The following is a 15894-nucleotide window of genomic DNA, read 5'->3' on the forward strand; positions in this document are numbered from 1 at the left end:
AAGAAAGACGGGGGTAGCGATGCGCAAGGACAACAGCGATTTTAGTACCGCCTTTGTGTCGGAAGCGGGCTCTTACATAGACAACCGGGACTATTTTGCATTCATGGAGACGGACGACATGGCCTGTTATGTCCTCGCAGACGGTCTGGATTCGGATCAGGAGCTGCGCAGCGCAGAAATGGTTGTCAAAACGGTGCTGGAAAACTTCATGGAGAAGCCTTCCATGTCCAAACGGCGCTTGATGAGAGATCTGCGTGAAGCGCAGGAATGGCTGCAATTTGAAAGCCGTCGTGTTCGGCTCAAAGCCAGTCTGCTGATGGTAGTGACCAACTACAACAAAATGGTGTATGTTTCGTGCGGTAATGTGCGACTATATCATTTTCGCAATGGAAGGCTTAATTTTCGCAGTAAGGATCATAGCCTGGCTCAGTCATTGGCAGATGATGGACGCATTCCAGACGAAGCGACCAGCACACATGAGGAACGAGGCAATCTGCTGGAATACTTGGGAAATCCCAATGGAGTTCATGCCCATTACGCCAAAAAGACGCAGCTTGCAGATGGAGATGTAATCCTGCTCGCTACGTCAGGGATGTGGGAGGACGTCGAGCTGGCGGAAATGCTGGGGGCGCTGGAGGAAGCGAAGGACCCGGTCATGCTGACGGACACATTGGAAGAGGTTCTGCTAAGCAAACAGCACCGGACGGTGAATAATTACACGGCAGCGGCCATTTATGTAAATAAAGTTTTTCAGGAAAAGCCTAAAAACCGCCGTAAGCTGATCAAACGGATTTTGATTGCGTTGCTTGTCTTTATTGTTGTGGGCGGGGGAGCATGGATTACGCTGGCTCGTATGGCTGCGAATAAGGCAGCTGCGCTGGAAACGATGATCGAATCAGCCCAAGCCGCAGACGATTATGCAAGGACAGGAGATTATGCGAAGGCGCTTAAGTCTTACAGCGAAGCGAAAAACGCGGCGGTTAAAATTAACGATAAGATTCACAAGCGACTGTATACTGCAGAGCAGAAACTGTCTCAATTAATGGTTGATGGAGATGGCTATGTGGAAAAGGCGGACTTTACCAAAGCTGAAGCCAGCTACGCTAAAGCACGGAAAAGTGCCGGGCTATATCCACCATTTAATGTGAAGGATATTGAGCATAAAATCGACCAATTGGACAGCTATGCTGAGACGGCGAGCTGGATGAAGGACGGAGATTTAAAATTTCAGGGCGGCGATTACACGAATGCGCTTAAGTTGTACAAGAAAGCAAACAAGGCTGCGATGGAATCCGGTTATACGTCCGCGCAAAAAGAACTGGAGAAGAAAATTACCGAGACCAACGATAAATTGACTGCTATTCAGCAGCAGCTCAAGGAGATTCAAGCTGGCAAACTTCAGGCCAAAGGGGATCGGATGATGAAGGATCTCGATTATGAAGGAGCCATTGATGCCTATAGCGGGGCACAGGAGATTTATCAGGAGATTGATAAGCTCGAAAGTGTTCTGGCATTGGAGCGGAGCATTGCCAAGGCGGAGGAAAAGCAGAGCGCGGAGCAGCAGAAAAACGGTCAGCTTCCTGCTGCATTGGGATTGTCTGACGGAGCGTTGAACGACACGGACGCAGGGGACGCAGCGGGTGGAGCTTCATCTTCCGCTGCTGCAATCCCTGCTGCAGAATCGCAAACGAAGGCTGCGCCAACGGCTTCAGCGGGAACTACACCTGCGAAGAAGGAAGCCTCTTCGGCTGCAAAGAGCATGGGTACAGGCGATGGAACTGCCCCTTCGGCCAAGGTGGATACCAACAAAGAGCAAGGAACTGCTGATTCCGCTTCTAAAGCAGCAGGGGCGTCTGATTCAGAGAAGCAAGATCGGGCTGCTGCGAACGGAAGTTAAGTTTTTCATGTTCAATGAAGCTGGAGCCGGAAAGGAGTGAGACGTCGTGAAAGAGCTGGTACAGGACCGTTTGAGCAAGATGGACGATTTAGAGCAGAGACGTTTACTGAAAAATATGATGGCGGGGGTATTTATGAACCTCGTCGAATATCAGGAAGAAATGACCCGCCAGCTAGAACGGCGGGTATTTGAGGAAATTGAGAATACGGAAGAAAAGATTGATGTGTACGTGTCATTGACATCGCGTGAGGACTATGACCCGATTCATGAATTTTTATATCCTGTGTTACCGTCTGATACGGAGGAAAAGCAGATGGACATCAGCCGTGTGGCAGAGGTGGTACGCGAAGGCGGTGCGATGCCGCTGTTTACGCTTTTTCTTGAGATGGAGACCGAACGAATCTCAGCGCTGGTGCGCAGCAAGCGAATTTTCTCAGGAGTGTTGGTCACGGAAACCGGCAATTATCCGATTCGTTTTCGTCTGGAGCATAACCGTTCTTATATTTTGGAGATTGAGCAGTTATATCATACCTTTATGCAAAATGGCATGCCGTGGAAAACAATTAATCACCCATATGCTTATAAGTTTGTGGACTGTGTATTGATTGGTGGAGACGGCGAGCCGGCTGCCCATGAAGAAATTCATGAAATTACAATTTCATTGGAGGAATTCGATGTTTTTAAGAAGGGCGACGTTTTTCCTCTTTGGAACATTGAAAGGCTATCTCTAAAGAACAGCGGTTTTCCTATACCCGCTATGGATCGTGTGAATTATGAGCATGTGCTGCCTTTGCGAAAAACAGGTCCTGAGCATGGTTATTTGATTGACGGGACTGAAGGTGATATCCGGTATATCAAGCGTACAGAAGAGGAACTGACGATTGTCACACCACGTGATAAGTCTGGCGAATGGAATGTGTTGAAGGTTACGAAGCCTGTTACAACGAGACTTAGTCGTCAGACTTATCCGTTATTGTCCAATCGGCGACAGGACAGCTTTTTGGGCCGCTATGCAGGAAAACAGGCCGTGATTGTCCGTGCCAAAGCGGAAATCATGCGCATCGTAAACTCGTTTGAAGCAGCGCAGGGGCTGGAGCTGGAACGTGTGGACATCTGGGGAGGTGCAGGGAGAAATGATGTAAGCAACCTGTTAACCAAAACCCAGACGTATCCATTAAATCCGTTTGTCAGCGATAACGTACGGACAGAGGAAGGCAAGCAGATCATGCGTTTGGGGTTTAGGCGTGGTTCTGACGATGTTTTGCCCACCGCGCCTGCTTATATTTTATCCGATTTAATGAGCTTTCTGGTATCGGAAGTGCAGATGTATTTTCCGGAGTACAAGTGTGAAGGAGAATGGGTGTGAATTACGTCTGGGATTTGCTCATGCGCGCGAGGGAACAGGGGCTGGATGTAGATAAATTCCGCTTCGTACCCGCTGTCAGCTACTCTCCGTATATGGAGCTTAGTCTGGCAGAGTTGAATACTTCCCATTTGGAGCAGGTAGTGGAAATAAATCCGTACTACCGCTTTTATTCTATTTTTCGGGATCTGTTTCCACCGGATGCTGAAGAGTATCTGGAGCTGAGAGAATCGCTATTTGATATTATGATGCATTTTCTGGCGGAAATGGACTTGTATCAAGGGATGAATCGGCGGGAGTACCATATCCGGTTTGTTCGGCGTGATATTGCAGAGGGCATTTTTGGCCCGAAGGTAAAGGAAGGCTTTGGACAATTAAACCGTGAGGATCAGGACGCGATTGCTGAAGGACTGCTGCGCCTGTATGAGACGGGAGAAGCCGTACATCTGCTAAAAGAAACGATGCGGCGCGTCTTTCATCGCTCAATCATTTACACCAATTGTGAGGAAAAAGACGAACTGCTCATCTATATCGGCCAAGAGGAGACACCGTTGTCACGGATTAAAGTGGATTTGATTCTGGATTTGTTTCTTCCGGCACGTTTTACGACGGAATTGTATTGGACAAGTCATTTCGGCATTTTAGAGGAAGATCCTACGATGAAAATAGACGCTATCGCCCTCTATTAAGGCTAAATGGCTAAGAAAGGACATGTGAACGATGAACGGACCCTATACATACAGGTTGCTAGACCCGCTCACCGATCGAAAAAGCATACGCTTCACGGCGAAATACACGCGGGCGGAATTGGAACAAATGACGACCTTTCAGTTACGCGGAATATGCGATAAGGAACGACTGGTCGAGGGCTTTGCCAATCGCCTGGCACGTGAAGAATTGATTCGCGTGATTTTGCGTTTTCGGAGCGCGGAAGAGCATTTACTCATCACAAGGCCGAACCCTGGCGGTTTTGAACGCATGGAATCGGCTCTACAGCGAAACTGGAACGACCGTCGGCAGGAGAGCAGCGGTATCCGGGTTCCCGCTAAAATCATGCTGTATCAGGGTGTACGCACAGGTCGCATGGACAACTACCGGATCGAATCCGATTTGCCCTGGCTGAGCTCATCTAATGTGCTGCTGGTGAATGCGACAGGAGAACTGTGCGGTGTTTTGAATTTGGTGAAGGATGAGGGACGAACAGGCGTATATTATCTTTCTCGTCATCGCGACGCTGAACTGCGAGAGACGTCCAATCATAGTTATAGCCTGCTATTTCTGCGAAGACAGGAATCAGAATATTTTTATAACCTCTACTATGGAGATAAGCCGATGCTGCCGCTGAAGCTTCAAGGTCACCGGGTTCCGGTGGCAGAGCTGATCATTCGAGGCACGGAAACTACAGATGCGGTACTTGCGATTGATTTTGGCACCTCTAACACCACAGCAGGTGCTTATTTGGATAGTTCCTACGTTACGGCCCCTGATACAGGTATGAGCAGCACAGTAAGGCTGAACGCCATCAATTATGTGTCATTCCCCGGCCCAGAAGGGGCAGAAGGCGACTGGATCGAAGTATTGCCGACTGCTATTCGCGTCGCAGACTGCTCCAATCCAGAACATATCCTTTATGTATTTGGGGAGGATGCACTACGTGGATCTGACGTGGCAGGCAGCCGTGCGACAGTATTACGGGGAATCAAGCGTTGGGTCAACGATTATAAGCGAATCGAGGAATTAATGGATTCCGAAGGGAATACAGCAACTGCCTCCCGCAGCGATATTTTAGCTGCTTTTATCCGTTATGTGATTGCTACAGCCGAGCAGCAATTTAAGTGTCGGTTCCGCAATCTGCACTTTTCTGCTCCGGTCAAGCTGCAGCCCCAGTTTATAGAGATGTTTAGCGATATTTTGCCTGATTACCGGATTGAAGCGGAGGATGCGTTGGACGAAGGGCTGGCGGTGCTGTACAACACGCTGGCAGACCAGATGGAACGAGGGACTTTTGCGGACGGTGAGGAGTATCAGGCACTTGTCATTGATTGTGGTGGAGGCACGACAGATTTGTCTTCCTGCCGATTCCGAATTGAGGACGGACGTATTGCTTACAAGCTGGATATTCACACAACGTATGAAAATGGGGATACCAATTTTGGCGGAAACAATCTGACGTATCGGATTATGCAGTTTATGAAAATTGTATTTGCAGGTTATTATGCTGCGGAGACTCGTTTGCCTGACACCGATATTGATGCCCTGATCGGTATTCCTTCGGGAGATTTGTACCGTCATGTGGATGAGTTTGGTGTAGATGCTGTATATGCGGGACTGGAGGAACGCTACCGTGAGGCAGAGGCCATCTTGCCTACCGCATTCAAACAGTATGAGCATGCTACACGGGATGAATATCAGCGGGTACTGAGTAATTTTCATCTGTTGTGGAGCGCGGCAGAAAATATGAAAAAGGAATTTTTTCTACGTACGGGGATCTTGCGCAGCCGCTTCGAATCCGAGCAGGTATTATCTGCTGAAAGCGACCTGAACATTGCAGTGATGGATCGTTGGCTGGTTTCAGTCATCGAGAACGGACGGTTTCGTGATGAATATGGTTTGCCTGATGTGGTGTTTAACATTCGGGAGATACAGCAACTTCTTAAGGCAGACATCTACAATATTGTGCGCAAGTTTCTGGATGATTTTTATCTGGAGGGGCGCTTGCAGGATTATTCGATTATCAAGCTAACCGGGCAGTCCTGCCGGATTGACGTATTTCGCGAAGCACTCAAGGAATTTGTACCAGGGCGCAGTATTGAGTTTCGTCAAAAGGCAGAGGACCTCAGCCGGGTACCTGAGTTGAAAATGGCCTGTCTGCGCGGGGCTATCCGTTACCTGAACGCTAAAAAAATGGGCACGATTGAGCCTGTCATTACCAATCATATTCCGGCTATTCCGTATACGGTCAGCGCATGGACACATACGGGACGCGAGAAGGAGCTGATTGCGAGTTTGGAGAGCAACCGGGTACGCGGTTCTATTTCCCGGCCGTCCCATGCGGCTGAGGTGGAGTTCTTCCTGACGGCCGACGGTGGCAAGCTGCGTCAGCGGCATGTGTATCGTAGTCGGCCAGAAGCTTTTGAACCCATGCCGTATGAGGAAATTGCCGTGTTGTATGGGCGGGATATCCCGCAAGATGATACGGACTCCATCCGCAATGAGGAAACGAAATATTTTGTTTTTGTCGGGGATAGCCGCTGGGGCTTTTATGTGGTCCCGATTACCCGTCGAGATGAATTGTTGCATCTGGGTCCCAAACGCTTTTTTGCCTTCGAAAATGATCTCTCCGAGCTGGATTTCTTTGACGGCACGAAATAATTGAATAAGAAAAGTAAACACATTTGGAGGGGACAGCATGCTGTATGCGGGTTTTTGGAAACGCACCTTAGCTTATATCATCGATAGTCTTATTCTATGGTTTGTATTTTTAATAATTGGATTGATCTGGATTGTGATTCGGGCCTTAGGGGATTGGATACCGTCCCCAGCAGAAAACTCTATGCTGACAGACGGGCCGTCTGCTATTTTTACAATGCGATTATTAGGACAGACCTTGCTGAATTGGGGGGCTATATGGCTATATTATGCGCTTATGGAATCATCCAAATGCAAAGCCACGGTGGGCAAGCTGGCTCTCGGCATCGTTGTGGTAGATGAGTTTAATCACAAGCTCAGCTTTGGACGTGCAAGTGCCCGCTACTGGAGTAAGCTTATATCGGTCATCATTTTGTTCGTCGGCTTTATCATGGCAGCCTTTACGGAGAGAAAACAGGCCCTCCACGATCTAATTGCCCGTACCTATGTTGTGGACAAACGCGAGCTGGACTATATCCTTCGTGAGCAGGCTCAACGGGGAGCCGGGATGTAAAGGTGGATAAATAGATTCTAAGATTATTATGAACCGCAGTTTTCAATCAGGGGGAGCACGATGGATATACGCAGATTTTTAGAAAAGAATATTCGCCTATTTACTGGACTACTTGGAGTAAGTAAAGCTCAACCCATCGATGATGCAGTTCCTGTTCCGCCTCCTGCACCCGGTGTGAATCGGCTATCTGTTCCCCTAAATAAAGAAGAATAGGGAAAGGAGGGGAGTACCATGTTAACGCATATCGTTCCGAAGTTTGAGAAGGGCCGTATTCTTAAAACCGAGATGCTAGAGAACCTGCGAGACTACCCTCGCAGTTTTCTGGATATCCGGTATCAGGATTTTTCGGATGGCATTATTACCGGAATGAACGTAACTGTCGGGGAGTACACGCTGACCATTGGTAGAGGCATCGTGAAGCACAAGGACAGACTATACCTGCTGGAGCAGGAGCAGGAAGTGCCGTATGCGGCCACGGGGCGGCTGTCGGTGTTGAAGCTGCTCTTTTTGGAACAAACAGATCGCCCGGATTTCACAGCCCATCATGCAGATATCGTGCTGGAGGATGAGGCAGAGATCGGTCTGGATGAGATGGAGCTGGGCCGATTCAAGCTCAAAGATGGAGCCGTGCTTCGCTCGGATTATCAGGATTTTGCTGACATGGCTACCGAATTCAATACATGGAGCGATATTTATGCTCCTTTTGCGGGTTTGAAGCAGAGTACATTGCGCCCGGAAACGATGCGCTACTTCGCATCCGAACTGCTTAAAAGTGGTGCCACAGATCCGATGGATTGTATGTTTGCGCTTATGTGCCTGAACCTGGAAGCCGTGGACAGAGAATCTATCCAGCATTACATTGCAAACCGAAATGGTGCGGAATACAGAGATTATTCTCATGCTCAGTTGCATAGACAGCTAGTTCTTATTCTAGAAGGCGCCGGACGTGGAAAACGAACAGCAGGCCGTTGGCAGGGCGGCGGAGCAGGACGGATGATTGTGGATTAGAAAATCAGGTAGAGGAGTGTGCATTATGAAATATGAGGATGAAAAGATTTTGGATCGGCTCCGTGAGATGGAGAAGCTGAAGAGGTCTAACAATATTTTAGCAGGACCCATAATCATTAACGGTCAATCCTATGTGTTTGAAGAGCGATCTTTTTTTGAGGATCGACTGAAAATGCATGTCCCCTCTATCTTTACTCCAATGCCCAAGCATTTACAAAAGATCAAATATCCTCATGAGCAACGTCCAGAAATGATTTTGACGAATGATTTGGGCAGTGTGGATGTTACCCTGAATCGGGTGGACCAGACGTTACAAGATGAATGGGTGGAGCAGCTCACTTCTGGCATGAAGGCCATGATGAAAAATATGAATCCTGCCCACGTATTTTATGAAGAAAAAATAGAAGAGATACATGGTAAGCAGATTGGCTATTTTGACTTTAAAAGTCCTGCGCTGGACCAGCCCATCTACCACAATATGTTCTACTTTGAGCTGGAAGGAAAGACGGTCATGGGAACATTTTGTTGTCCGTATAAGCAGTATGCTGAATGGCGGGATGTCGCCCTGCAGATGATTCGTACCATTCAAACGGTTGACGAGGCAGAAAAGGAGGGATATGAATGAGTAACCCCATTTACACCACAGCAGATGTTCAGGTGGCCCCTTATCAGTTTCAGCGTGTATTAAGTATCCATCTCATTAAACAGTTAAACGAACATGTGAGCTTCTGCATACGTGGAATTGTTTCGGAGGACAAGCTGGATCAATACGTAGAAAAAGCGGATGAAGATGAGCACATTGAAGTCTTCTTAAAAAGTGAAGGCAAGGAGATCCGGTTTTTTCAGGGAATCGTCACGAATATTGCTGTAAAAGCTGTAAACGGAGTACGCGAGCTTACGATTGAGGCTAGCAGTGAAACCTTAATGATGGATATTCGCCCAAAACGTCGTTCATTCCAAAAAACAGGAGAGTCGTATAACAAACTGTTTTCGCATGTTACAAGTTCATATACTGATGCAGAAGTGATTGATGAGGCTTCTCATGGCGCAGCTATCGGTGAATTATTAGTGCAATACAATGAAACGGACTGGGCTTTTGTCAAAAGAATTGCTTCTCGGCTACATGCTGCTTTAATTCCAATTACGATGCAACAAGGACTGAAATATGTGATTGGTGTCCCCCATTCTAGTGCCCCTCAACCGCTGAACGAACATAACTATTCCATAAAAAAAGACTTGAAGGAGCACAAGCTCATGTCCCGCAACGGACTGCCGGAATATGGCGAGTCTAACAGCTTGAGCTATGAAGTGACCAGCAACAAAGTGCTAGAACTCGGTAGTTCCGTCATTTTTCATAAAAGAACTCTTTACATAGCCAAGGCGGAAACGACCACAGAAGGAAATCTGATCGTGAATCGTTACATTTTACGAGATGCACATGGGTTAAAATGCCCAACCGTCTATGCCTATGATCTGTCAGGAGCCTCTCTGTTTGGCAAGGTGATTGATATTTCCAAAGAAAAAGTGAAAATCAAGCTGGAAATTGATCAAGACTCGACTGCATCCGGGGCTATGTGGTTTCCCTATTCTACGGTTTATTCTTCTCCTGATGGCAGCGGCTGGTATGTTATGCCAGAAGCAGGGGATCAAATTCGTCTGTACTTTCCGGATGAACGGGAGCAGCATGCTTTTGCCGCCAGTTCTGTCGATCTTGCCTCCTCTGATCCGGTTAAAAGGAGTGATCCTGCGGTCAAAAGTATCAGCACCAAGTACGGCAAACAAGTCGTTTTCAAGCCTGGTGCAGTAGAAATTATCAACAGTGGGCAAATGCTCATGCGTCTCACGGATGAAGGCGGGATTGAAATTAATAGTAACAAAAAAATAACCCTGTCTGCTCAGGAAGATATCCAAATTACAGGGGGAGCGAAAATTATTATGGAGGGGAAAGAAGGCGTAAGTTTTATTCAATCCGGAGCCAAACTCGACATCATGGACGATGTGAGATTTACCGGGGGTAAGGTGAACATTGAATGAAGCTCATGGATCGGGATGCTGCGTTGCAGGATTTGCTGGAAAAGCACGTATTTACGGAATGGCTACATGATTTGGCACTTATTGAAAACAACTTTCTGGCACGGCAGCAAGCCATTGAAGAGGAGCTTTTAGCAGCTTTAGAGTCGCTATGCCAGCTCGCTACCCTTCAGCACGAGCAAGGTCGCAAGGGGGATATTCGATATATTTATATCTCCTTGCTCAGAACCCGTGTTATGAAAAATAGAGCGGTTTATCGTATAGATGCCTATGATGAGAATTGGTTTCTGGATGAGGCTGAATGCGCTGTGGAATGGTCGGCAAACTTTGTTTTCGAGCCTCTGTTCAATCGCATGGCTAAGCTGGAAAAGCTCAAGTCCGATTATGCCCGTAAGATTACGACGATGGATATTGAGCAAATTCAACAAATTGAAGCGGTTAAATACCATCTGCTCACCGTTGAGTTTCTGAAAAGTCAGATGCCCGCCTTCGTTGCTTCCCCTTCACTAGAAAGGTTGCCGAAAGCTGACATATGCACGATATTTGCCGGAGAGTATCGAGATGATAGCGAAATATTGTGCCGTTTTACGCATAGTGAGGGAGCCGAGACACGAGAGGGGGAATCTTCATGGATTATTTCCTCTTAAAGCAGGATGTGCGGTATACCAATGTTCCTACGCTACAAAAGGTGATGGAAACGATTGATCCGTGGAAGCTGTATGATTTGCAGCCGGAGGATATTGTCAAGCCATTGATGTTTCACGTGAAGGCAGATGCAGAAAGTATTTTTATTGATTATTTAGAAGGTCCCATTCCTCTTATTTCAGATGCTTTAAAGCGTCTTGTCCAGGCCTATGTGCCGGAGATGCCTATGAAATTAACGATACTTACTCAGATCGAACAGAGGATACAGAAGAATTACTATATTCCTTTTGTGGAGCGGCTCACAGCTGTACATCCGGAAAGTGAATGGAATTTGGATCAAAGTGTGTTTCGAAAGCTGGTATTACAAGCAGATGCTATTCGGAGCCACAAGATATTTACAATCCAGGAGAGTGCTATCCCGATGATCATCGTCCGTTTAGACGTGGCGGAAAGTATATTGCGGCGTGATTACACAGGGATCGCTTTGGAGCAAGTCGAGGTGAAATAGGGAGGGAAAGGGCACATGTCAGACAATGAGTATTATGTCGTACGGGGGGCCTGTATGCGTTGCACTTGCGGGACCCATCCTCGAAAGATCAACTTGCCGAACAGCCACGGGGCTTTTGTTAATGGTAAACCCATGATGAATGAAGGAGATTATTCTCCTGAAAATGTTCCTCATTTTGGAATTTGTAATAGTCCGGAACAGCCGAGTGCCGAAACTATTTATCTGATCGCCGAAGATGGCTCCACTATTTCTGGAAAGCCATGCCTGCCGATGCTGACGGATAAGTGGAAAAACACAAAAGAACAGACAAAGGTGGAAGGCCAGCCAGCCTTGACGACCTCTTCATTTCAGACTTGTTTATATCATGGATTTATCGAATTTCATACGAATGGCCAGCAGGAGGAGTAGCTGGAAGGGAGGTTTGAAAACATGATAGGATATGATCAGATTCGAATAGATTCCCCCTACCCCATTCAGGTCTTAAAGGATGTTCAGATCGAGTGGAAGCCGAGTGAGCATGGGCGTATTACACTCACAGGCATTTGTAAGGAGTCGAGTCATGCCACGGCTGCGCTAGATGCGACCTCAGAGGATCAGCTACATGTGTATGCGCAGAATGGACAAGAAGAAATCAGCTTGTTTAAGGGTGTCGTCCATACGGTGGAAGTTGAGAACCATAATGGAGTATATACACTTACACTGGAAGGAATCAGTGGCTCATTTGAGCTGGATATTGTCAAAAGAAAGCGGTCTTTTCCTGAGGAAAAACAAACATATAGACAGTTAGTGCATAAGCTTGCTCAAGGCTATGAGCAAAGTGATGTCTTGTTCCAGACCGGAGAGCAGTCGGTAGGCGAAGCCATTTTACAATATGATGAAACCGACTGGGAGCTTATGAAACGGATGGCGAGCCGTTTACATACAGTGGTGGTCAGCGACATATGGGAGTCCGCAGCGCCGAAGCTGTATTTCGGCATGCCAGCTGGCACCCAGCGAACGATTCGGAAGGATACGCCTTATACGGCAATTAAAGATTTAAAGGGCTATCAGCGGGCAGGCGGAACGTCAGCCGGGCTACATGATACCGACTTTTTCAAATACGAGATCGAAAGCGGAGAACGGTATGCTCTTGGAGACGAGGTGCAATTTCGCCAGAAATCAATGATTGTAACTGAATTGCGAAGCCGCATGGAAAAGGGGCATTTGCTATTCAGTTATGTGTTGGCCCGCGCGGAGGGTATTCGCAGCGATTTCATCCCCAATCCCAAAACAATCGGAATTTCTCTGGAAGGAGAGGTTCTGGCGGTACGGGGAGAGGAAGTGAAGCTTCGGCTGGCGATTGATAAGGATGACGGGGTATCTGAGCCGCATTGGTACCCGTTCGCTCCCCCAACGGGAAGTGCGATGTACAGTATGCCGAAGGTGGGAACACAGGCAAGCCTGTATTTTCCAGATGCGTCTGGTTCCAGAGCAATGATTTTGGGTGCGGTTCGTACAAATGGAGACGGTTGTGCGAAAACGAGTAATCCCAATGATCGATATTTCGGTACGGAGCATGGAAGTGAGCTGAAAATGGCACCGGGTCGCATCCATATCATGGGTGATCCGGGTGGGACATTGCAAATGAGTCTGGACGATGCTACTGGGATTGAAATAACTAGTCCCAAGAAGTTATCGTTAGAAGCAGAGCAGGAAATCATTCTGAATACGCCGAAGAAAATCATTATTGACGGAACCAGTCAGGTCATGGCGTATCAGACGGGAGGAAGCACGGGGCTTTCGGTAGAAAACGAATACCACGTGTTGGGAGGAAACGTCTGGGCGGACGGTAGCGACCGAACTGCATACCCGCCGTTTGATGATGAACCGAAGGAAGGTGAGCCACCTCCACCGCCGCCACCCCCTGAACCGTTTAACTGGGGCAAGCTGGGGATGAATATTTTGGGCGGTTTGGCGGTTGTGGCAGCCGTAGCCGTGGTAGCAGCCATTACGGTAGCGACGCTTGGAGCGGGTACGGTGGTCATTGCGGCGGTAGCCGGAGGAGCACTGCTTGCAGGCGGCTTGGGCGTAGCGAGTTTGGCGGCATCGGATATCGCCCGAGGGGAAGTGAGCGACTTTAGTGACTATGCCCTGACCGGCTTAAAAGAAGCGGGGATCGGGGCAGTGTCTGGAGCGATCTTTGGTCCACTCGGTGTAGGAGGAACGTTGCTAAGAAAAGCAGCGATCGGTGGTGTGACAAATGCCGCGGAAAATCTGGCGAGTCAGGTGCTAAGTGGTGAGAAGATCAACTGGGGCTCAGTAGCAAAGGACGCAGGACTGGGCTTTGTCACCGTGGGCGTACTGGATTCCAAAGTAGGCAAGGCCATCGGCGGATTCGCGGAAAAGGTAGGCAGCAAGGTTACACCGCAATGGATTAGCAAAGGTGTAGATGCAGTCGGGGCAGGCTTTGGCAAAGCTGTAACCAAGCTGGAGCAGTCCGGCAGTAAACTGGGTCAGAAGTTCAATGAGCAACTAAGTAAAATGGCAGACGGCCTCAGCCCCGGGAAGTTGGCCACAGCCAACGGAGCGCCAGTTCCGCACGTTAATAAGATGGACAGCGGACCACTTCCACAGACGGATGTGCAGAAGAATTACAACAAGGTCATGAAGGAAATGGAAGAGAGCGCGGCGAAAAAGGTTGAGGGAACGGGGAAAGTATCCCAAGCTAAACAGCAAGAAGCTTATGAGAAGGCTATGGAAGAAGCAGCTAGAAAGCAACCTCCATATACTAGGAAACCTAACACGCCAAGAAACTATAAAAAGAAAGTTCGCAATGAGGATGGTACAACCTCTTACACTTTTACTTCTGTAAAAAATGGTAATAATTACCTAGTTGCGTATGATAAAGAAGGCTTCCCTATGTTTGATTCAAAATATGATCTTTCTTTACCTGAAAAATATTACTTAGAGCCGGATAGTGTACAATTTGAATATCTTTCAAAAAAGCTATATGATGATATAGCTAAAAATCCAAAACTTGCTGAAAAATTCAGCGCAGATGAATTAGCCTTATTAAAAGAAGGCAAAGTTCCAAAAACTTTAACTTGGCATCATCATCAAGATCCAGGAAAAATGCAAGTAGTTGATTATTTTGAACATCAAGCTGCAGGACATACCGGTGGAAGAGCGGTTTGGGGTGGCGGAAAACCAGGTAGAACGGGGAAACTGAAAAATAAAATACTGGAGATGTTAATATGGGATTGAAAAAATGGCTTTTTGCAGAGGGGCCAGTCGATGACGCTACTATAGCTGCAACTGAGCAACTTTTTCAAGTGACTTTCCCTCAAGATTATAAGGAATGCGTTAAAAATTTTAATGGTGGTTATCCCGTACCTAATAACTTTGATTATGATAACGGCGCACAAGGAGTATTTAATGATTTGATTAGCTTTACCAATAGCGAGCTAAATATTACAATGTTTCGTGAGTTTGCACAGGATTCTTTCACCAAAGGAATTATTCCTTTTGGGAGAGACCCATTTGGCAACTTACTTGGTTTTGATTATCGCTTTAATAAAGAAGTTCCGTTAATTATATTCTTTGATCATGAAGAGATAGGGGAAGAAGCTATAACACCTGTCTGTGATACTTTTACGGAGTTACTTGATAAATTGTATTCTATAGAATAGTGGGTGGGATTTTATGAATATAGAATTTGAATTTTCATTTAAACCAATTAAAAATCAAGAATTAGAAACTTTTGAAGAAACGTTTAATCTTATCTTGCCAAATGATTATAAGAATTTTTTACTGTGTCATAATGGAGGTAAGACTGTTCGAAGAAGATTTGAAACAAAAGATAAGACAATAACATCGTCAATTATGTTATTTCTTCCACTAAGTAAAGAAACGGAGAATAATTTAGAATATTACTATGAAAAATATAATATTGGGAAAATAATTCCTTCTAATTTTATCCCTTTTGGTGTAGATCCTGCAGATAGTCTTATATGTCTTTCTATAAATGGAGAGGACCAAGGAACAGTCTATTTCTGCGATTTGGATTATATTGAGGAGGACAACGGGTTAAAGCAAGAATTTATTAAATTAGTATCCCAAAGTTTTAGCGAGTTTGTAAATTCACTCTTCAAGCCAGATTAATTCTAAAATATAGTAAGTCCCTAATATGGAATAGGACTCTCTAAAGTCCAAAATTCCCTTTAGGGCTTTTTTTTTTACTCTAGCTGCTACCTTGGGGGTGGTGAGGAGATGGCGCAATGTCAACGGTAGCTCCGATTACAGTCACAACACGACCATAAATGGTGTCACTACAGTGAAGGAAATAGTGATATCGCTAAAGTTAGACAAGTGATCTGTCCCAGCCTCGGAGCGAGCTTTGGCAAAGATGTAAACAAGCTGGAGCAGACCGGCAGCTAACTGGGTCAGAAATTTAAATGGACAACAGAGCCTCTGTTCCATCGGTTCCACACGTTAATAAGATGGACAGCGTACGACTTCCACAGACAGATATGCAGAAGAAT

16 protein-coding genes are annotated in these 15894 nt (G+C 46.7%); 15 read left to right on the top strand and 1 reads right to left on the bottom strand.

The window, feature by feature from the left end; all coding sequences use genetic code 11:
- Nucleotides 1–19 precede the first annotated feature (19 nt).
- Genes NSS66_RS13595 through NSS66_RS13665 form a run of 15 tightly spaced genes read left to right on the top strand, consistent with a single transcriptional unit; the run spans nucleotide 20 to nucleotide 15514 of the window.
- Nucleotides 20–1897 (top strand): PP2C family protein-serine/threonine phosphatase, encoded by a 1878-nt coding sequence (locus NSS66_RS13595; protein WP_340959121.1) that lies wholly within the window; start codon nucleotides 20–22, stop codon nucleotides 1895–1897.
- 46 nt (nucleotides 1898–1943) lie between these two features.
- Nucleotides 1944–3263, top strand: a complete 1320-nt coding sequence (locus NSS66_RS13600) for a normocyte-binding protein (protein ID WP_340959122.1) — start codon at nucleotides 1944–1946, stop codon at nucleotides 3261–3263.
- Entirely contained in the window at nucleotides 3260–3949 is a 690-nt protein-coding gene (locus NSS66_RS13605) for a hypothetical protein (protein ID WP_028542472.1), read from the top strand. The genes NSS66_RS13600 and NSS66_RS13605 overlap by 4 nt, the downstream gene beginning before the upstream one ends.
- Before the next feature lie 31 nt (nucleotides 3950–3980).
- Nucleotides 3981–6632, top strand: a complete 2652-nt coding sequence (locus NSS66_RS13610) for a molecular chaperone (protein WP_071558383.1) — start codon at nucleotides 3981–3983, stop codon at nucleotides 6630–6632.
- A gap of 37 nt (nucleotides 6633–6669) precedes the next feature.
- Nucleotides 6670–7182, top strand: a complete 513-nt coding sequence (locus NSS66_RS13615) for an RDD family protein (protein ID WP_340959123.1) — start codon at nucleotides 6670–6672, stop codon at nucleotides 7180–7182.
- A gap of 60 nt (nucleotides 7183–7242) precedes the next feature.
- Nucleotides 7243–7395, top strand: coding sequence for a hypothetical protein (locus tag NSS66_RS13620; protein WP_023989850.1), 153 nt, complete (start codon nucleotides 7243–7245; stop codon nucleotides 7393–7395).
- A gap of 18 nt (nucleotides 7396–7413) precedes the next feature.
- Nucleotides 7414–8190 (top strand): hypothetical protein, encoded by a 777-nt coding sequence (locus NSS66_RS13625; protein WP_023989849.1) that lies wholly within the window; start codon nucleotides 7414–7416, stop codon nucleotides 8188–8190.
- 25 nt (nucleotides 8191–8215) lie between these two features.
- Nucleotides 8216–8815, top strand: coding sequence for a hypothetical protein (locus NSS66_RS13630; RefSeq protein WP_023989848.1), 600 nt, complete (start codon nucleotides 8216–8218; stop codon nucleotides 8813–8815).
- Entirely contained in the window at nucleotides 8812–10224 is a 1413-nt protein-coding gene (locus NSS66_RS13635) for a phage tail protein (protein WP_103744867.1), read from the top strand. The genes NSS66_RS13630 and NSS66_RS13635 overlap by 4 nt, the downstream gene beginning before the upstream one ends.
- The gene (locus NSS66_RS13640; protein WP_023989846.1) at nucleotides 10221–10868 is read left to right on the top strand and encodes a hypothetical protein; all 648 of its coding nucleotides are present in this window, start codon (nucleotides 10221–10223) and stop codon (nucleotides 10866–10868) included. The genes NSS66_RS13635 and NSS66_RS13640 overlap by 4 nt, the downstream gene beginning before the upstream one ends.
- Nucleotides 10850–11374 carry a hypothetical protein gene (locus NSS66_RS13645; RefSeq protein WP_028542476.1) on the top strand — a complete coding sequence of 175 codons (525 nt, stop codon included), beginning with the start codon at nucleotides 10850–10852 and terminating at the stop codon, nucleotides 11372–11374. The genes NSS66_RS13640 and NSS66_RS13645 overlap by 19 nt, the downstream gene beginning before the upstream one ends.
- 15 nt (nucleotides 11375–11389) lie before the next feature.
- Complete coding sequence (locus NSS66_RS13650) at nucleotides 11390–11782, top strand: DUF4280 domain-containing protein (RefSeq protein WP_023989844.1); 393 nt, start codon at nucleotides 11390–11392, stop codon at nucleotides 11780–11782.
- A 21-nt stretch (nucleotides 11783–11803) separates the two neighbouring features.
- Nucleotides 11804–14617: an HNH endonuclease gene (locus NSS66_RS13655; RefSeq protein WP_340959125.1), complete on the top strand. Its 2814-nt coding sequence runs from the start codon at nucleotides 11804–11806 to the stop codon at nucleotides 14615–14617.
- A complete protein-coding gene (locus NSS66_RS13660) occupies nucleotides 14608–15042 on the top strand; it encodes an SMI1/KNR4 family protein (protein ID WP_028542478.1) in 435 nt (144 codons plus the stop codon). Before NSS66_RS13655 ends, NSS66_RS13660 begins: the two co-directional genes overlap by 10 nt.
- A gap of 13 nt (nucleotides 15043–15055) precedes the next feature.
- Nucleotides 15056–15514, top strand: a complete 459-nt coding sequence (locus NSS66_RS13665) for an SMI1/KNR4 family protein (RefSeq protein ID WP_028542479.1) — start codon at nucleotides 15056–15058, stop codon at nucleotides 15512–15514.
- 141 nt (nucleotides 15515–15655) lie between these two features.
- Here NSS66_RS13665 and NSS66_RS13670 read toward each other — a convergent pair whose 3' ends face one another.
- A complete protein-coding gene (locus NSS66_RS13670; RefSeq protein WP_340959126.1) occupies nucleotides 15656–15832 on the bottom strand; it encodes a hypothetical protein in 177 nt (58 codons plus the stop codon).
- Nucleotides 15833–15894 lie beyond the last annotated feature (62 nt).

Origin of the sequence: Paenibacillus sp. FSL R10-2748 (assembly GCF_038005565.1) — a bacterium.
GTDB classification, from domain to species: Bacteria; Bacillota; Bacilli; order Paenibacillales; family Paenibacillaceae; genus Paenibacillus; species Paenibacillus polymyxa_B.